We start from the raw sequence: 18,413 nt of genomic DNA, 5'->3' as shown, positions 1-18,413 counted from the left end.
GTCGCCCCTGTTCTAACGTGGTCCGGCCGGACCACGGTGCCTCACCGGGAACGGACGAAACGACACTGCGACCAGAAGTGGGACATAGATGAAGAAGACTCTCGCGGCGCTGTTCGGTGCAGGTGTGGTCCTGCTTGCGGCGGCGTGTGGATCCTCGGACGGATCCGACTCGGCCGAGGAGACCACCACCACGACGAGCACCTCGGCTTCGGCGGAGGCCGGCACCTCGGGCACCAGCGTCGAACTCGGTAAGAGCTACGAGGAGAACTGCGAGGCTCTGCTGCCCTACCTCGACGAGCTCGAGGAGTGGGGCCAGGACCGCGTGGCAGCGGCCCAGGCCGTCGCCGACGCCCAGCAGCAGCTCCCGGCCTGGCAGGATCTCAGCGAAGAGGAGCAGGCCGACACCCTGCGTGCCATCGAGAACGCCGGAAAGGGCGAGTGCTGACGGTCGAGTGGTGATCGACGAGTTGTACGACAGGTTGAGGCGCTTCCCGGATGTGGAAGCGCCCAACCTGTTCGCCGTCGACGGGGCCGATCGCCTGCTCCTCGACGAAGCCGCGCCCGCACTGGAATCCGCAGCGCCGGGCACGATCGTGGTCGTCGACGACCAGTACGGCGCCCTGACCCTGGGTGCGGCCGTCCGGTTCGGCGCGGAGCGGATCCGGGTGCATCAGGACTCGGTGGTGGCCGAACGCGCCCTGGCTGCGAACGCCGAGCGTGAGGATCTCACCGACCGCTACCGTTCCTGCGGACTCGACGCGGACCTGCTCGCCGGTGCCCGAGTGGTACTGCTGCGTCTTCCCCGTTCGCTGTCGGCGCTCACCGAGATCGCCGAGATCGTGGCCCGCCACGCCGACCCCGAGGTCGTCGTGTTCGCCGGTGGCCGCGACAAGCACATCAGCCTTGCGATGAACGACGTCCTCGCTGCGTCCTTCGCAGAGGTCCGCGCGTCGCGGGGACGGCAGAAGTCGCGTGTGCTCACCGCGCGCCGAGCAACGCCCGGACCGGCCTCGTATCCCGTCCGTGAGAGGCTCGACGAACTCGGCCTCACCGTCGTCGCGCACGGGGCCGCCTTCGCCGGCCCGCGCCTCGACATCGGTACCCGTTTCCTCCTCGACTTCTTCCCCCGTCTCGACTTCCCCCGTAACGACACGGACGAGCAGATCGCGGTGGACCTCGGCTGCGGCACCGGCATCCTCGCCGCGATGCTCGCCCGGCAACTGCCCGACGTTCGCGTGATCGCGACCGATCACTCCGCCGCCGCCGTCGCCTCCGCCGCGGAGACGGCCGCCGCGAACGGGCTCGCCGACCGGATCGACACGCTCCGCGACGACGCCGCGAGTTCGATCGCCGCCGGGTCGGTCGACCTCGTGGTGTGTAATCCGCCCTTCCACATCGGCGCCGCCGTGCACACCGGCGCGGCCCACAAGATGTTCGACGCCGCAGCCCGGATCCTCCGCCCGGGAGGACAGATGTGGACGGTCTACAACCGCCACCTCGACTACCGCCCCTCGCTGTCGGGCATCGTCGGGCCGACCCGCGTCGAGGGCCGCAACCGCAAGTTCACGGTGACCAGGTCGGTACGGAGCCGGTAGAGTTCGATTAGTCCGAGCTTTCTCGACGAAACGGGAACTCTTGAGGTTACTGCCTCGTTGAACGGACAGAAGCGACCACGAGAAGGGAAGTGCACGGTGCGCACCACCAGTAACCCGGTGTTCCGCAACCTGCCCAAGCAAGAGGGCGGCGGATACGCCACGTTCGGCTCTGCGACGGCGGGCGCCGCGCAGGCCACCCAGCAATTCGGTCAGCCCCAGACGGATCCGTGGGCACGTCCCACCGACCAGCGGACCATGACGATCGACGACGTCGTCACCAAGACCGGCATCACGCTCGGCGTGCTCGCCGTCTCGGCACTCATCTCCTACGTCCTGGTCAACTCCAACGTCGGCCTGGCAGCTCCGTTCGTCATCGGCGGCGGTCTGATCGGCCTCGTCCTGGTGCTGGTCGCGACGTTCGGCCGCAAGATGGACAACCCGGCGATCGTCCTCGCCTACGCGGTGGCGGAAGGCTTCTTCCTCGGCGCGCTGTCGTTCATGTTCACCGACATCACGTTCGGTGGCGCCGGCGGCGCGACTCTGATCGCGCAGGCCGTCCTCGGTACCTTCGGCGTGTTCTTCGGCATGCTCGTCGTGTACCGCACCGGCGCCATCCGCGTCACGCCGCGCCTGACCCGCATGATCGTCGGCGCCCTCGTCGGTGTCCTGGTCCTGGCGCTGGGCAACCTCGTCGCCGGCTTCTTCATCGACGGTGGCCTGGGCCTGCGCGACGGCGGCCCGATCGCCATCATCTTCAGCCTCGTGTGCATCGGCATCGCGGCGTTCAGCTTCCTGCTGGACTTCGACTCCGCCGATCAGCTGATCCGCGCACAGGCCCCCGAGAAGGCCGCCTGGGGCGTCGCCCTCGGCCTGACCGTCACCCTGGTGTGGCTGTACGTAGAGATCCTGCGACTGCTCAGCTACTTCCAGAACGACTAGCAGTACGCCATGAAGACCCCGGACCACGGTCCGGGGTCTTCGTCGTTTCCCAGGGGGTGTTTTCCCAGGGGTGTACACCTTCACCCTGTCGGAAAGCCACGACGTGGGAACATGGAGTCATGCGCATTGCGGATTCCGTCATCGACCTCATCGGAAACACCCCCCTCGTCAAGCTCAACACGGTGGTGAAACCCGGATCGGGGCTCGTAGCGGCGAAGATCGAATACCTCAATCCCGGCGGCAGCTCCAAGGACCGTATCGCGGTGAAGATGATCGATGCGGCCGAAGCGTCGGGCGAACTGAAGCCGGGCGGGACGATCGTCGAGCCCACCTCCGGCAACACCGGCATCGGCCTGGCCCTGGTCGCGCAGCAGCGCGGCTACAAGTGCGTGTTCGTGTGCCCCGACAAGGTTGGCGAGGACAAGCGCAACGTGCTGCGGGCCTACGGTGCCGAGGTGGTCGTGTGCCCGACCGCGGTCCCGCCGGAGCACCCCGACAGCTACTACAGCGTCTCCGACCGTCTCGCCCGTGAGCTCCCCGGTGGCTGGAAGCCCAACCAGTACTCCAACCCGGGTGGCCCGGCGAGCCACTACGAGACCACCGGCCCGGAGATCTGGAACGACACCGACGGCAAGATCACGCACTTCGTCGCGGGCGTCGGCACCGGCGGCACCATCTCGGGTACCGGCCGGTACCTCAAGGAGGTCTCCAACGGTGCGGTGAAGGTCGTCGGCGTCGACCCCGAGGGCTCGGTGTACTCGGGCGGCACCGGCCGGCCGTACCTCGTCGAAGGTGTCGGTGAGGACTTCTGGCCCTCGGCCTACGACCCGTCGATCCCCGACGAGATCATCGCCGTCTCCGACGCCGACTCGTTCGAGATGACCCGTCGCCTCGCCCGCGAGGAAGGCCTGCTCGTCGGTGGCTCCTGCGGCATGGCCGTCGTCGCCGCACTGCAGGTTGCCGAGCGCGAGGGCCCCGACGCGGTCGTTGTCGTGCTGCTGCCCGACGGTGGTCGCGGCTACATGTCGAAGATCTTCAACGACAAGTGGATGGCCAGCTACGGCTTCCTCCGCGCGCCGCTCGACGGCAAGCCCGACGACTCCACCGTCGGCGATGTGCTGCGCGGCAAGAGCGGCGACCTGCCCGACCTCGTGCACACCCACCCGTCCGAGACGGTGCGCGACGCCATCGAGATCCTTCGGGAGTACGGCGTCTCGCAGATGCCGGTCGTGGGTGCCGAACCGCCCGTCACCGCAGGTGAAGTGGCTGGTTCGGTCAGCGAGCGCGAACTGCTCAGCGCCGTCTTCGAAGGTCGCGCGAATCTCGCCGATCCGGTCGAGAAGCACATGAGCCCGCCGCTGCCGAACATCGGCGTGGGCGAGTCGATCGACTCCGCCACGAAGGCGTTCGGCGACACCGACGCGCTCATGGTGATCGACGACGGCAAGCCCGTCGGTGTCATCACCCGCCACGACCTGCTCGGATTCATCTCTCAAGGCCGATAGGACACAGATCTTCATGACAGACCAGAACCAGCACGGTTTCGCGACCCGCGCCATCCACGCCGGGTACGAGCCCGACCCCCAGACCGGTGCCGTCAACGTGCCGATCTACGCGTCGTCGACCTTCGCCCAGGACGGCGTCGGCGAGATGCGCAACGGCTTCGAGTACGCCCGCACCGGCAACCCCACCCGTCGTCCCCTCGAGGCGAACCTCGCCGCGCTCGAGAACGGCACCTACGGCCGGGCGTTCGGCTCGGGCATGGCCGCTACCGACTGCCTGCTCCGTTCGGTGCTGCGTCCGGGCGACCACCTCGTCATCCCCAACGACGCATACGGCGGCACCTTCCGTCTCATCGACAAGGTGTTCACGCAGTGGGGGATCGAGTACACCCCGGCCGCGATCAACGACGCCGACGAGGTGCGCGCGGCCGTGCGCCCGAACACCAAGCTCGTGTGGGTGGAGACGCCCACCAACCCGCTGCTCAACATCGGCGACATCTCGGCGCTCGCCGACATCGCGCACGAGGGTGGTGCCAAGCTCGTCGTCGACAACACCTTCGCGTCGCCGTACCTGCAGCAGCCGCTCACCTTCGGTGCCGACGTCGTGCTGCATTCGACCACCAAGTACATCGGTGGTCACTCCGACGTCGTCGGTGGCGCGCTGGTGACGAACGACGAAGAGCTCGACGCCGCCTTCGCGTTCCTGCAGAACGGTGCGGGCGCCGTGCCGGGCCCGTTCGACGCCTTCCTCACGCTGCGCGGCATCAAGACGCTCGCGGTGCGGATGGAGAAGCACTCCGACAACGCCGAGAAGCTCGTCGACTTCCTGTCGGGACATTCCGCCGTGACCAAGGTGCTGTACCCGGGTCTCGAATCGCATCCGGGCCACGAGTACGCGGCCAAGCAGATGCGTCGCTTCGGTGGCATGATTTCCGTGCGCCTCGCCGGTGGCCGCCAGGCCGCGCTGGACTTCTGCAAGCGCACCGAGATCTTCACCCTCGCCGAGTCGCTCGGTGGTGTGGAGTCGCTCATCGAGCATCCGGGTGCGATGACCCACGCCTCCACCGCCGGGTCGCTGCTCGAGGTCCCCGAGGATCTCGTCCGGCTGTCGGTGGGTATCGAGGATGCCGCCGACCTGCTCGCCGACGTCGAACAGGCGCTCGGCTGACACACCGGTCGTAGAAGACAGGAGAAGAAGGCGTCCCGAAGGACGCCTTCTTCCCGTGTCGATCGGGAAAACATCGACGGCGACGTGCGGAAGGAACCGCATAGCCCCCGGAAGCACTGCCGGGCGCCGTACGATCACGTGGTGACGGACAGTGAACATCCCGAATCCGCCCTGTGGGACACCGTGCTCGACACGGTACGGCGCCATGGACCCATGACGATCGACGAGGTGGCCGATCATCTCGAGGAGCACGGATTCGGCTCGGCCGAGCAAGTGATGATCGATCTCGAACAGTCGGAACCGCATCCGCTGTTGATGTGGTTGTCCGACGGCCGTGTCGCGGCGACGGATGCGCTGTTCGAGGGCAGGATGCTCACACACCGCCTCACCGCGGACGAACTCGACCGGCACGCGATCCCGGTCGACGACATCGAACCGCTCCTGCTGCTCGTCTCCGAGGACGACGAGTTCGATCTCGTGCAGCCCGGTGGATTCGAAGCTGCTGCCACGCAAAACGATCCGGATTCGGATGAGATCGTCCGCAAGGAGACGATCGTCTTTCCCGAAGGAGCCCTGTCGGGTCACGAGGCGGGAGACCTGCTCGCACTCACCGTGCGGGACGGTCGCTTGTCGTTCGCTCCGGTCGACGACGAAGTCCGAAGTAGTGAGGCCGAATTCGTGCACGCGCTCGAACAGACCATCGCCCGCCAGCAGGTGGCGAGCCTCGGGGGCGCCTTCCTCGACGTGCTCGCCGATGTACCGGACGCGTTCTCCGCGCCGTCCCTGCCGCTCGGGGACTTGCTCGCCGGAGCCGGTCTGGTCCGCAGCGGAGACCTGGTGGCACCGAACGGTTTCGACTTCGACGGATACTCCGACCGGGCAATGTTCGAGATCTATGCCGAACAGCTCGGGATCCCCGTCGACGCCGTGCCCGGCGTGGCCCTGTTCGCGTCGCTGGTCGAAGCCCTCGAACGCGGCGACGACGCCGAACTCGACGAGCGTTTCGCCGTGGGAAAATCCGGTCTGTACTCGGTGCTGTCCGATCCCGAGATCGCCGAGACCGTCTACGACGAACTGGTGGGGGAGAAGCTCGCGCCCGAGGCGATCGAACAGGCCGCGCTGTGGCTGCTCGACCATGTGCCGCGACGTGCGGCGGGGGCAGCGCACTGGATCGCCGGTCGCGCGGCCGAATCGACCGGACGCCTCACGGAAGCCGAACGGCACTACGAGCGCTCGGCCGACCTCGACTCCGCCTTCGACCTCCCGTTGTTCGACCTCGCGCGCTTCGCTTCCGATCGCGGGGACGCGATACGGGGGCTGTCTCTGCTCGCCCGGGTGCCGGGCGGCGACGAACATCCCCTCCACGAAGTGCTCGAACGGTACCGGCCGAAGGAGGTCCCGGGGCTCGGCCGCAACGACCGCTGCTGGTGCGGGTCGGGCCGCAAGTACAAGGCGTGCCATCTCGGGCGCGCCGAGCACTCGCTCGAGGAACGCTCCGACTGGCTGTACATGAAGGCGGCCATGCACGCCCTCGAACCCGGATGGGCCGAACAGCGGGTCGCGCTGGCGGAGGCGCGTTCCGGCTACGGGGACGACGACGCGGTGGCCGAGGCCGTCGCCGATCCTCTCGTCGAGGACGTCCTGCTCTTCGATGCCGGCGCCTTCGCGGATTTCGTCGAGCGTCGCGGTGAGTTGCTGCCCGAGGACGAGGCCGAGCTCGCCCGCTCGTGGCTGGCGGTCGAGCGTTCGGTCTTCGAGGTCGAGGCGAGTGCGCCGGAGGAGTCGCTCACGCTGCGCGACGTCCGTAGCGATCGGGTGGTGGAGGTGTCCGCGCCCTGGCTCGCGGGTGAGGTGCCCGCCGGGACGTTGCTGTGCGCCCGTGTGATGCCGGTGGGGGAGGACCGGTGGGTGATGCCTGGCGGCTGCGAACCGGTGACGAAGGATCAGCGGGACACGCTCGTCACGCTGCTGGACGAGGACGCGGTCGATGCGGTGGACATCATGGACGTCCTGACCCAGCCGGACGCCGCAGACTTCTATCCGGAACCGTAACTCCGGACCCTCAGGAAGCACCGGTCCCACTGGTCCCAGTACTAGAACGTGTTCCTGAATATATGTGATAAGAACATCCGGAAGCCGCACTGGTGATCGACCTCACAGCTACGGTGAGAGCGGTTGATGGATGGATGTGGGGGTAGCGGATGTCGGTGGACCCGTCTGCGGTCATCGTGGCAGTGGCTACGGCAGCAAGTGCGCTCGTTCAGGGCGTGGACCTACCAGCAGAGATCAAGGATCAGATCAACGGGGCGATCGAGTCGTTCGAGGCAACTGCCGAGAACGCCGACACGGATGTGGCGAATCTCGTCGCGTCCTTGCCGGAACCGATGCAGCAGGGAGCACAACAGGCGGTCGCGGATGCGACGACGGCGGTCGCGGGAGCGATCGAGCCGCATCTGCCCGAGGATGCGGCCGCGGCCCTGCACCCCGCCGATCCGCAAGCAACTCCGCCCGCTCTGGCGCCCGAACCGCCGGCCGCGCGTCCCGGGCCCTTCGGAATACCGGTCCAACCCCCGGCGACCGGTGTGGTCGGGAACCCGCAACCGGGTCCCACGATCCCGGGCACCGGGATCACGTTGCCGTCGATCCCGGCGATCCTTCCCGGAACGCGACTCGCACCCATCGGTGCGATCGCAGTGTTCGCGCCGTGGCTGAAGAAGGCCGGCGAACTGTGCGAAGGGGTCTCCGCGCCGGTCCTCGCGGCCCTCTACTCCGCCGAGAACGGTTTCCGGTACGGCCCGACCGCGCCGGTCTCGCCGGTCGGCGCCCGCGGCCCGGGACAGTTCATGCCCGGCACCTGGGACCAGTACGGCAAGGACGCCGACGGTGACGGCAAGGCCGACGTCCTCGGCATCGCCGACCCGGTCATGGCGTCGGGCAACCTCCTGTGCGACAACTACAAGCTCATCGACGACTGGAAGAAGCGCGGACTGGTCGAGGGCGACACCCTCGATCTGACCCTCGCGGCCTACAACGCCGGCGTCGGCGCGGTGAAGCGCTCCGGTGGCATGCCGTCCGGTCATCCCGACTACGAGAACCAGACGAAGCCCTACGTCGCGAAGATCCGCGCGACCGAGCACGTCTTCGCCCGCATGCTCTCGCCGTTCCTGGGTCTGGGCATCGGTGGCGGAGCCGGCGACGTCGGTAATCGCATCGTCGACCTTGCCTTCAAGTACCTCGGCCTGCCGTACGTCTGGGGTGGCGGCAATATCAACGGGCCGTCCGGCGGCGGTTTCGACTGCTCCGGCCTGACGTCGTACGCGGTCTTCGCCGCGACGGGCATCACGCTGCCGCGCACGTCCGAGACACAGTGGCACATCGGCACCGAGGTGCCGCTGTACGCGGCGCGCCCCGGCGACCTGCTGTTCGGCAACTGGCAGGCCGGCGGACCCGGTCACGTCGCCATCTACATCGGTGGCGGGCAGATGGTGCACGCACCCACCACCGGCGACGTCGTGCGGGTGGGGCCGGTCTTCCCCGACATGAAGGCGCGGCGCATCTTCTGACACCTGCCGTGAACACGCGAAAGGCCCGACCGAGAGAATTCGGTCGGGCCTTTCGGCTGCAGAGGGGACTGCCGCGGTGCGGCACTCGGCGATCAGCCGCGGTAAGGTTCCGCGCTCACCAGTGTCACCTTCATGGTGTTGCCGTTGGGCAGCGTGTACTCGCGGGTCTCGCCGACCTTCGCGTCGATCAGGGCGCCACCGAGGGGCGAGCTGGGGGAGTAGGTCTCGAGCTCGCTGTTGCGGGCACCTTCTTCGCGGGTCGCGATCAAGAAAGTCTCTGTGTCGGTCTCGTCGCCGGCGTAGTAGACGGTGACGACGGAACCGGGGAGGGCCACGCCCGACTCGGTCGGAGCGACGCCGACCTTGGCGGTGCCCAGCAGCTCCTGGAGCTGACGGATACGGGCTTCCTGCTGGCCCTGCTCCTCGCGGGCCGCGTGGTAGCCGCCGTTCTCCTTGAGGTCGCCTTCCTCGCGACGCTCGTTGATCTCGGCGGCGATGACAGGACGATTCGCGATGAGCTGGTCCAGCTCGGCCTTGAGTCGGTCGTACGACTCCTGCGTCAGCCAGGTCACCTGGGTCTCGGTCATCCTCGATCACTTCCTTCGGGTTGGAGCCCCCGGCTCCGTGGACAAGTCGTGCACATGCAACGACCGCGACAGCACGACCCCCGTCGTCCCCCCTGGTTGTCAGGCTGAACGGAAGTCGTACTGTCTGTTGATGCTCTTATGCAGCAATACACGGCCCCAAAGGGTGGAACCGTGTATCCGGCTATTTTAGCATCACTATCGTCGCTGCTCCGGAAAGCGCAGGAAGCCGCTGGTCGCGGTAGATTTCTAGGGTGCGCGGAGGTAGACGGGAGCCTCGGTGCTGCAGCCGTAGGTATCGCCCATTCCGGGGCGTTGTGACGTCTTGACCGTGGATGTCAGCACGACCGTCTGCGAATCGGACGCCGGGATGAGGACCTCGCGCCGTCCGGTCTCGCTGCCGTCCTTCGACCGCGCCCGGATGATGCAGACAGCATCCTCGGACGGATCGTCCCGCGTGACCTTGAGCTGGATGTCGATGGTGCTGTCGTCGATGATCTCGAAGGCGAGGACCTCCGACTCGATCGGAGCCGAGTTGTTCTGGAACAGCACGAACGCCACGACGAGCCCGGCGAGCAGACCGGCGATGGTGAAACCCCAGCGCTTGCCGCGTGTCGACACGCGGGGCCCGGGGTACCGGGAGGAGGGGTACCGGTCGGTGGGCAGGGTGTTGCTCATCACTTTGCTTTCACAGCGGAACGATGGATCGGGCGTCGCCGCAGGGTCACGGCTGACGTCGGAATTATCAGGTGGAACTATAGAGGACGGAGCCGTAGCGACCGCGACGCGGGCGCAGGGTCGGTTCCGGCGAAGCAGACGACGTGAGGTGGAGGAATACACGTGAGCGGACTACGGCTCATGGCCGTGCACGCCCATCCCGACGACGAGTCGAGCAAGGGCGCGGCCACGATGGCCCGGTACTCGGCCGAGGGGCACGAGGTCCTGGTGGTCACGCTCACGGGCGGAGAGCGCGGCGACATCCTGAACCCCGCCATGGATGTGCCCGGCATTCGCGAACGCATGAGCGAGGTGCGTCAGGAGGAGATGGCCGAGGCCGCCCGCATCCTCGGTGTGCGGCACCAGTGGCTCGGCTTCGTCGACTCCGGACTGCCCGAGGGCGACCCCAAGCCTCCGCTGCCGGAGGGCTGCTTCGCTGCGATCCCGCTCGACGAACCGGTCCGCCGGCTCGTGCAGTCGGTGCGCGAGTTCCGCCCCCACGTCATGACCACCTACGACGAGAACGGTGGCTACCCGCATCCCGACCATATCCGGTGCCACGAGGTGTCGGTCGCGGCCTACGAAGCGGCCGCGGATCCGGATTTCCATCCCGAGCTGGGCGAGCCCTGGGCGGTGAGCAAGCTCTACTACTCGCACGGTTTCATCCGTAAGCGGCTCGAGCTGTTCCGCGAGGAGTACGAGCGTCGCGGGGAGCCGTTCCCGATGGAGCAGTGGCTCAACAAGTGGCGCACCGAGCAGGGCGACATCATGGGGCGCGTGACCACCCAGATCACCTGTGGCGACTACTTCCCGAAGCGCGACGACGCGCTGCGGGCCCACGCCACCCAGATCGACCCCAACGGATCCTTCTTCGCAGTGCCGTTGGACATCCAGCAGAAGGTGTGGCCGACCGAGGAGTTCGAGTTGGCCAAGACCCGCGTGAGCACGGTACTTCCCGAGACGGATCTGTTCGCGGGCATCGAGGACGGACAGGGCAAATGACGATAGGCACGCTCGCGGTCGATGTTCTGGCCGTCGAGATTCTGGCCCAGGAGCCGACCGGCCCCGAGTTCGGCAAGGCGTCTCCGCTCGGACTGGCCATCGTGGTGGTCCTGCTGGTCGCGACCGCTCTGCTGATCTGGAACATGAACAAGCGGCTGAAGAAGCTGCCCGAGAACTTCCAGCCGGAGCATCCCGAACCCGACCAGGCCGTGGACGACGGCACGCTGCCGGGTGCGATGCCCGGCGGAGCCGAGGAGAAGGCCGGCGGCACGAAGGCCACCGGTCCGGAACGTCCGGAACCCACCAAGGGAAGCTGACGACCGGCCGTCACCGGCGGTGCTCCTTCCGTAGCGTGGGGGCATGGCGAACCGACTGGCCGACGCCCTGAGCCCTTATCTGAGGCAGCACGCCGACAATCCGGTCCACTGGCAGGAATGGGGCGACGACGCGCTCGCGGAGGCGCGCGAGCGCGACGTGCCGATCCTGCTGTCGATCGGGTACGCGGCCTGCCACTGGTGTCACGTCATGGCACACGAGTCGTTCGAGGACGAGGCCACGGCCGCTGTCATGAACGAGAACTTCGTGTGCATCAAGGTCGACCGTGAGGAACGGCCGGACATCGACGCGGTCTACATGAACGCGACCGTCGCCATGGCCGGTCAGGGCGGATGGCCGATGACCTGCTTCCTCACCCCCGACGGCTCGCCTTTCTACTGCGGCACGTATTACCCGAACACGCCGCGCGGCGGCATGCCGTCCTTCGTCCAACTTCTCGAGGCCATCACCCAGACCTGGCACAACCGGCGCGATGAGGTCTCGCAGGCCGCCGACGCCGTGGCCACCGAACTCCGTCGCAGCAGCGGGGGACTGCCCGTCGGGGAGGCCGCTGTCGAGGCGGTCCTGCTCGACGCGGCGGCCGCTGCGATCGCCACCGACGAGGATCGCGAACACGGCGGCTTCGGGGGCGCACCCAAGTTCCCGCCGTCCAACCTGCTCGAGGGCCTGCTGCGCGGATACGAGCGCACGCGCTCCGCCGACACGCTCGGTCTCGTCGAGCGCACGACCGACGCGATGGCGCGAGGTGGGATCTACGACCAGCTCGGTGGCGGTTTCGCCCGCTACAGCGTCGACGCCGCCTGGACGGTGCCGCACTTCGAGAAGATGCTCTACGACAACGCGCTGCTCCTACGGCTGTACGCGCACCTCGCGCGGGTGACCGGCGCGGAACTGCCGACGCGGGTCACCCGGGAGACCGCCGAATTCCTGCTGCGCGACCTGCTCACCACCGACGGCGGATTCGCCTCGGCGCTCGACGCCGACACGGACGGGGTCGAGGGCCTGACCTACGTGTGGACCCCCGACCAGCTCGTCGAGGTGCTCGGTGCGGACGACGGCCGGTGGGCCGCGGAGGCCTTCACCGTCACTCCCGGCGGCACCTTCGAACACGGCACCTCGGTGTTGCAGCTGCTCGACGAGCCCGACGATCCGGCCCGTCTCGCCGACGTGCGGGCACGCCTGTTCGCGGCCCGGCAGGATCGCGCGCAACCCGGACGCGACGACAAGGTCGTCACCGCGTGGAACGGCTTCGCGATCACTGCACTGGCAGAGGCCGGCATCGCACTGGGCGAACCCGCCTGGATCGACGCGGCGGCGAGGTGCGCGCGGTTCCTGCTCGACCGGCACCTCGTCGATGGACGACTGCGCCGCGCGTCGCTCGGAGGTGTCGTCGGATCTCCGGTGGGCGTGCTCGAGGACTACGGAGCACTCGTCACCGCGCTGCTCGCCGTCCATCAGGGGACCGGGGATCGGAGCTGGGTCGAGCGCGCGCGAGAACTCGCCGACGTCGCGCTCACGCAGTTCGCGGATCCGGAACGTCCCGGGAGCTGGTTCGACACCGCGCACGACGCCGAATCGCTGGTCGCCCGGCCGCGCGATCCGGTCGACGGGGCGACGCCGTCGGGGGCGTCGCTGATCGCCGAGGCGTTGCTCGGTCTGTCCGCGCTGGTGCACGACGACCCCCGCTACGCCGATGCCGCCGCGCTGTCGCTGTCGGCGGCCTCGATCCTGCTCGAGAAAGCGCCGCGTGCCGGAGGGCACTGGCTGACCGTGGCCGAGGCGTCGGTGCGCGGTCCGCTGCAGGTCGCCGTCGCGGGTGGCGGCGCACTCCTCGACCTCGCGCGCCGGCTCGCACCGGGGGGAGCGATCGTGGTGGGCGGCGAACCCGACTCGTCGCCGCTGCTCGATGGTCGGCCGCTCGTCGACGGAGCATCCGCGGCCTACGTGTGCCGGGGCTTCGTGTGCGATCGGCCGGTGACGACGGAGACGGATCTGCGCGAGGTGCTCGCCGCGCTCTGACTCGTCGAGGCCAGGCGGTGCCAGGGGCGGTGCATCGGTGCGCTCGGTCCTCTACTTCGAGGGTCTAGCTGCTCACGGCGGCTGCGACCGCGACGTTCGGCGACTCGATGCCGTTCTGATCGAACGCCTCGAGCACCGCGCGGGTGAGACTGCGGCGGATCGCCCACTGCTTGCCGGCGCGCACGCGCACGGTCAGCCGCAGCGTCACCGCACCCGCCGTCACGGAGTTGACCCCGAGCAGTTCGGGCTTCTCCAGGACGTCGGGTGCGATGTCCTCGCGTTCGACGCTGTCGAGTACGGCCCGCAGGGCGATCTGGCAGGCGCGGTCGACATTGGAGGTCGGTGCGATGGGTACGTCGATCACGGAGACCGCGTGGCCCTGGCTCATGTTGCCGACGCGCAGGATCTCGCCGTTGCGGCAGAACCACAGGGTGCCGTCGATGTCGCGGACGGTCGTCACGCGCAGGCCGACCGACTCGACGGTGCCCACCGCGTCGCCGAGGTCCACCACGTCGCCCACACCGTACTGGTCCTCGAGCAGCATGAACATGCCCGAGATGAAGTCCCGCACGAGGTTCTGCGCACCGAAACCAAGAGCAACGCCGGCGATACCGGCCGAGGCGATGAACGGCGCGACGTTGAAGCCGAGCGTGTCGAGCGTCTGCAGCACCACCCAGACGAGCACGACGACCGACACACCGGACTTGAATACCGAGCCGATCGTTTGGGCACGCTGGATCCGGCGTTCGCGCGCGTAGGGATCACCGATGGCGCGTTCGGCGCGTTCCTGCAGCGGTGCGAGGAACGATCGGCGGGGCTTGCCGGATTTCTCACGCGGCTTCGTCATGCGGTCGATCAGTCGGTGGAGGACGAAGCGGAGCACGATCGCGACGACGATGTAACTCACGATCGCGAGCGGCCGGTGGATCAGCCAGTCCCTGTTGGTCTCGGTCAGTTCGAAGGCGAGCAACGGAATAGACATCCCCCGCGAGTCTACAAACGGGTGCCGGATGCTTCAGGTGGTGTGAGAAGTTGCACGAAGCGGTCGGTGAGGTTTCAACCGAGAATCACGAGCCACACCGCTATCGCGTGACACAGTGCCGCGATGACCGTGGCCGCGTGAAAGAACTCGTGGTGCCCGAAGGTCGCGGGCCACGGATCGGGCCAGCGGGTCGCGTAGAGGATCGCTCCTCCGCTGTAGAACAGCCCTCCGAACAGCAGGAGCAGCATGGGAGCGAGACCGACTTCGGCGACCAACTGTCCGGCAACGGGCACGATGGCCCATCCGAGCAGCAGATACAGCGGCACACCGACCCAGCGCGGCGCCGTAGGCCACAGCATCTTCAGGGCCACGCCCGCCAGCGCGCCCGCCCACACGACGATCAGCAGCGGTCGCCCGGACTCCGGGGGCAGGGCGAGTGTCGCGAACGGGGTGTAGCTGCCGGCGATGAACACGAAGATCATCGAATGGTCGGCGCGCTTCATCCACACGCGGGACCGGGGCCCCCAGTTCAGGCGGTGGTAGAGCGCGCTGACGCCGAACACACCGCACACGGTGAGGCTGTAGATGGTCGCGGGGAGTACGGCGTCCGGGCGGTCGGCGAGGAAGGCGGCGGCCGAGACGAGGGCGACGCCGGCGATGACGGCCACACCGAAGGCCCAGGCGTGGATCCATCCGCGCATCCGCGGTTTGACGGGTAGTTCCTCGAGGCCGAATGCCGTCATGCGTGCGCTCCTCTCGGTACCGATCAGTAACCTACGCACCCGTAGGTTTGTTCCGTCGTCACGTTACAGCCCGTGAGGGCGCTCCGGGAGACTCTGTGACCACCGACGCGACCGTCCGTACGCCTGGGCGTAATGTGACTCGCGTGGTGATGACGGGGTGAGCGTCCGCGGACTGCTGTACCGGCTCTACGAGCGCAGGCTGCTGAAGGAACTCGACGGAGCACGGCATCCGCGACACGTCGCGGTCATGTGCGACGGCAATCGGCGTTGGGCGCGCGAGAACGGCTTCACCGACGTCAGTCACGGCCACCGCGAAGGTGCCAAGAAGATCGCCGAGCTGCTGAGCTGGTGCGACGCGGCCGGTATCGAAACGGCGACGATCTACCTGCTGTCCACCGAGAACCTCCGGCGCGACCCGGAGGAGCTCGATGCTCTGCTCGAGATCATCTCCGACGTGGTGGAGGAGATCTCCGCGCCCGGCCAGAACTGGGGCGTGAAGATCGTCGGCACCACCGACCTGCTCCCGGCCGACCACGCCAAGCGGCTGCACGAGGCCGCGGCCGGCACCGCGGGCCGGACGGGCACGCACGTCAACGTCGCCGTCGGGTACGGCGGTCGCCAGGAGATCGTCGACGCGGTGCAGTCGCTCCTGCGGGTGCGCTACGCGCAGGGGTTGCGTGGCGAAGAGCTCGTCGAGTCCGTGACGGTCGACGGTGTCGACAGCCACCTCTACACGTCCGGTCAACCCGATCCGGACCTTGTGATCCGTACCTCCGGCGAGCAGCGACTGTCCGGATTCCTGCTCTGGCAGTCCGCCTACTCGGAGATCTGGTTCACCGAGGCGTACTGGCCCGAGTTCCGCCGGGTCGACTTCCTGCGCGCGCTGCGCGACTACGCCGCCCGGCACCGCCGGTTCGGCGCCTGACGGCACCCGCCGGTTCGGCGCCTGGAACAGGGCTGAGCGGCGGGGCGCGTCAGAGCTTGCGCAACCGGAGCCGGTTGATGGCGTGATCCGAGTCCTTGCGCAGGACCAGGGTCGCGCGGGGACGCGTCGGCAGGATGTTCTCCACCAGGTTCGGCAGGTTGATCGAGTGCCAGATCTCCTTCGCGGCACTCATCGCGTCCCGGTCCGACAGGTTCGCGTAGTGGTGGAAGTGCGCCTCGGGATCCGCGAAGGACGTCTTACGCAGCGCGAGAAAGCGTTCCACGTACCACTTCTCGATGTCCTCGATACGCGCGTCGACGTAGATCGAGAAGTCGAACAGGTCGGAGACCATCAACCGCGGACCGGTCTGCAGCACGTTCAGACCCTCGATGATGAGGATGTCCGGCTGCCGCACGATGTGGTACTGACCCGGGATGATGTCGTACGAGATGTGGGAGTAGATCGGCGCCGCAACCTCTTTCGCTCCCGACTTGACCTCGGTGACGAACCGCAGCAGTTTGCGCCGGTCGTAGCTCTCGGGAAAACCCTTGCGGTGCATGACGTTGCGCCGAACCAGTTCCTTGGTGGGGTAGAGGAACCCGTCGGTGGTCACGAGATCCACCCGCGGGTGATGGTCCCAGCGTGCCAGCAGTGCCTGCAGCACACGGGCCGTGGTGGACTTGCCGACCGCCACCGAACCGGCCACACCGATCACGAACGGCACCTGCTGGTCGGGATGTTTCTCCCCGAGGAAGGTCGCGGTCGCGGCGAACAACCGCTGCTTCGCTGCGACCTGCAGGTGGATCAACCGGGCGAGGGGGAGATACACCTCCGCGACCTCCGCGAGATCGATCTGCTCGCCCAGGCCCCGAAGCCCGATGAGTTCGTCCTCGGTGAGGACGAGGGGAGTCGACTTCCGCAGCGTCCGCCACTGCTTGCGGTCGAACTCGACATACGGGCTCGGTTCGTTCAGACGAGCCATCGGCACGGCTTCCCGGTGGCGCGGCGGATGCGGCGTTGCATGTCCATGTAACGGATTGTGCTCGCTGACACAGGCGGATGCCTCCCCGGGGTCCCCACCCCGGCGGGTTCTCCCGTGTCGGGTCGCCGACGAGCGACTACGCTCGGCCGGTATGGGAGCCGACGACTTCGTGAACGAATATCTGCTGCTGGGCCTGGCTTTCGACCGGCTCGAGGACGGGTACGTCGACGCCTACACCGGCGATCCCGCGCTGCGGCGGAAGGTCGAGAACGCCCCGACCCCCGATCCCCGTGATCTATCACACACCGCGCGACGCCTGCGGGACGAACTTCCCGGTGCGGCACTGTCCGACGAGCGCACCCGTTTCCTCGACGTGCATCTGCGCGCCCTCGACTGCTCGGCCCGCAAGTTCGCGGGGGAGGAGATCGGTTTCGTCGACGAGGTCGAGGCATACTTCGACGTCCGCATCGCGCCCGGCGACGAGGACACCTACCGCGACGCGCACCGTCGCCTCGATGCGTTGCTGCCCGGCACCGGATCGCTCACCGAACGGATGCAGGCCCACCGCAAGTCCGATGTGATCCCCGCCGATCGTCTCGCCGAATGCGTCGACGCGTTCTCGAGCGCTCTACGGGAGAAGGTGCGGGCGGTCTACCCGTTGCCCGACACCGAGCGTGTCGAGTACGAGATCGTCGGCGACAAGCCGTGGTCGGGTTTCAACTACTACCTCGGCGACTACCGTTCGCGGGTCGCGATCAACTCCGATCTCGAACAGACGATGGCGCACCTGCCGCGGCTGATCGCGCACGAGGCGTATCCCGGGCACCACACCGAGCACTGCCGCAAGGAGGCCGGTCTCGTCGCCGGCGGTCAGGCCGAGCAGACGTTGTTCCTCGTCAACACCCCGCAGTGCCTCATGGCGGAAGGGCTCGCCGATCTTGCGCTCGAAGCGATCGTCGGCCCGGGCTGGGGGGAGTGGGCACAAGACATCTACGCCGATCTCGGGCTCCGGTTCGACGGCGAACTGGCCGAGCAACTGTCCGAGGCGTCCGAGCAGTTGCTCTCGGTGCGGCAGGACGCCGCGCTGCTGCTCCACGACCGCGGGCGCAGCCACGACGAGGTCGTGGAATTCCTGCAGCGCTGGTCGCTGTCGAGCCCCGAACGTGCCCGGCAGTCGCTGCGGTTCCTGTCGTCGCCGTTGTGGCGCGCCTATATCAGCACCTATGTGGAGGGCTACCGGCTCCTCGGCAGCTGGCTCGGGCAGGTTCCGGCCGGAGCCGAGCGCGCCGACCGTTTCCGGCGCCTGCTCGACGAACCCCTGGTGCCCAGCAGCCTGCGGTGAACCGCAGGTCGCTC

Annotated in this window: 17 protein-coding genes; 12 read left to right on the top strand and 5 right to left on the bottom strand. The window is 67.9% G+C overall.

Translation table 11 applies throughout. The features are described 5' to 3' along the window. Positions 1-88 precede the first annotated feature (88 nt). The 7 genes from ACQR3U_RS21055 (at position 89) to ACQR3U_RS21025 (ending at position 8,767) form a co-directional block, all read left to right on the top strand. Positions 89-445 (top strand): hypothetical protein, encoded by a 357-nt coding sequence (locus ACQR3U_RS21055; protein WP_006553871.1) that lies wholly within the window; start codon positions 89-91, stop codon positions 443-445. Between the two features lie 7 nt (positions 446-452). Continuing rightward, positions 453-1,595: a class I SAM-dependent methyltransferase gene (locus ACQR3U_RS21050; RefSeq protein ID WP_230811377.1), complete on the top strand. Its 1,143-nt coding sequence runs from the start codon at positions 453-455 to the stop codon at positions 1,593-1,595. Between the two features lie 96 nt (positions 1,596-1,691). Further along, positions 1,692-2,534, top strand: a complete 843-nt coding sequence (locus ACQR3U_RS21045) for a Bax inhibitor-1/YccA family protein (protein WP_006553873.1) — start codon at positions 1,692-1,694, stop codon at positions 2,532-2,534. A gap of 119 nt (positions 2,535-2,653) precedes the next feature. Further along, a complete protein-coding gene (locus ACQR3U_RS21040; protein ID WP_006553874.1) occupies positions 2,654-4,039 on the top strand; it encodes a cystathionine beta-synthase in 1,386 nt (461 codons plus the stop codon). A 13-nt stretch (positions 4,040-4,052) separates the two neighbouring features. Beyond that, entirely contained in the window at positions 4,053-5,204 is a 1,152-nt protein-coding gene (locus ACQR3U_RS21035; RefSeq protein WP_019288736.1) for a cystathionine gamma-synthase, read from the top strand. A gap of 141 nt (positions 5,205-5,345) precedes the next feature. Beyond that, entirely contained in the window at positions 5,346-7,256 is a 1,911-nt protein-coding gene (locus ACQR3U_RS21030; RefSeq protein ID WP_230811378.1) for an SEC-C domain-containing protein, read from the top strand. Between the two features lie 149 nt (positions 7,257-7,405). Next, complete coding sequence (locus ACQR3U_RS21025) at positions 7,406-8,767, top strand: NlpC/P60 family protein (RefSeq protein WP_230811379.1); 1,362 nt, start codon at positions 7,406-7,408, stop codon at positions 8,765-8,767. Positions 8,768-8,859: 92 nt separating this feature from the next. Here ACQR3U_RS21025 and greA read toward each other — a convergent pair whose 3' ends face one another. Together greA and ACQR3U_RS21015 are read right to left on the bottom strand one after the other, a co-directional pair. Continuing rightward, positions 8,860-9,354, bottom strand: coding sequence for a transcription elongation factor GreA (gene greA, locus ACQR3U_RS21020; protein WP_006553878.1), 495 nt, complete (start codon positions 9,352-9,354; stop codon positions 8,860-8,862). Positions 9,355-9,600: 246 nt separating this feature from the next. Next, positions 9,601-10,029 (bottom strand): DUF4307 domain-containing protein, encoded by a 429-nt coding sequence (locus ACQR3U_RS21015; RefSeq protein WP_230811380.1) that lies wholly within the window; start codon positions 10,027-10,029, stop codon positions 9,601-9,603. Between the two features lie 162 nt (positions 10,030-10,191). Between ACQR3U_RS21015 and mca the strand changes: the two genes are divergently transcribed. From mca to ACQR3U_RS21000, 3 genes are read left to right on the top strand one after another with little or no spacing between them, the layout of a single operon-like run. Continuing rightward, positions 10,192-11,070 carry a mycothiol conjugate amidase Mca gene (gene mca, locus ACQR3U_RS21010; RefSeq protein ID WP_006553880.1) on the top strand — a complete coding sequence of 293 codons (879 nt, stop codon included), beginning with the start codon at positions 10,192-10,194 and terminating at the stop codon, positions 11,068-11,070. Beyond that, positions 11,067-11,387 carry a hypothetical protein gene (locus ACQR3U_RS21005; RefSeq protein WP_006553881.1) on the top strand — a complete coding sequence of 107 codons (321 nt, stop codon included), beginning with the start codon at positions 11,067-11,069 and terminating at the stop codon, positions 11,385-11,387. The genes mca and ACQR3U_RS21005 overlap by 4 nt, the downstream gene beginning before the upstream one ends. Before the next feature lie 43 nt (positions 11,388-11,430). After that, entirely contained in the window at positions 11,431-13,425 is a 1,995-nt protein-coding gene (locus ACQR3U_RS21000; protein ID WP_064255771.1) for a thioredoxin domain-containing protein, read from the top strand. Positions 13,426-13,489: 64 nt separating this feature from the next. On the opposite strand, the gene ACQR3U_RS20995 is transcribed toward ACQR3U_RS21000, so the two are convergent. Together ACQR3U_RS20995 and trhA are read right to left on the bottom strand one after the other, a co-directional pair. After that, the gene (locus ACQR3U_RS20995) at positions 13,490-14,407 is read right to left on the bottom strand and encodes a mechanosensitive ion channel family protein (protein WP_230811381.1); all 918 of its coding nucleotides are present in this window, start codon (positions 14,405-14,407) and stop codon (positions 13,490-13,492) included. A 74-nt stretch (positions 14,408-14,481) separates the two neighbouring features. After that, positions 14,482-15,150, bottom strand: coding sequence for a PAQR family membrane homeostasis protein TrhA (gene trhA / locus ACQR3U_RS20990; RefSeq protein ID WP_019288732.1), 669 nt, complete (start codon positions 15,148-15,150; stop codon positions 14,482-14,484). Positions 15,151-15,307: 157 nt separating this feature from the next. On the opposite strand from trhA, the gene ACQR3U_RS20985 reads away from it, so the two are divergent. Next, a complete protein-coding gene (locus tag ACQR3U_RS20985; RefSeq protein WP_006553884.1) occupies positions 15,308-16,075 on the top strand; it encodes an isoprenyl transferase in 768 nt (255 codons plus the stop codon). Between the two features lie 49 nt (positions 16,076-16,124). Here ACQR3U_RS20985 and coaA read toward each other — a convergent pair whose 3' ends face one another. Beyond that, positions 16,125-17,057, bottom strand: coding sequence for a type I pantothenate kinase (gene coaA, locus ACQR3U_RS20980; protein WP_230811382.1), 933 nt, complete (start codon positions 17,055-17,057; stop codon positions 16,125-16,127). Positions 17,058-17,208: 151 nt separating this feature from the next. Here coaA and ACQR3U_RS20975 point away from each other — a divergent pair, with 151 nt between their 5' ends. Beyond that, the gene (locus ACQR3U_RS20975) at positions 17,209-18,399 is read left to right on the top strand and encodes a hypothetical protein (RefSeq protein WP_064060078.1); all 1,191 of its coding nucleotides are present in this window, start codon (positions 17,209-17,211) and stop codon (positions 18,397-18,399) included. Positions 18,400-18,413 lie beyond the last annotated feature (14 nt).

The sequence above is a fragment of the Rhodococcus sp. IEGM1339 genome (assembly GCF_050321925.1).
Lineage (GTDB): Bacteria > Actinomycetota > Actinomycetes > Mycobacteriales > Mycobacteriaceae > Rhodococcus > Rhodococcus pyridinivorans.
Note: the sequence above shows the minus strand (reverse complement) of the source record. Positions and strands in the feature narration are given on the sequence as shown.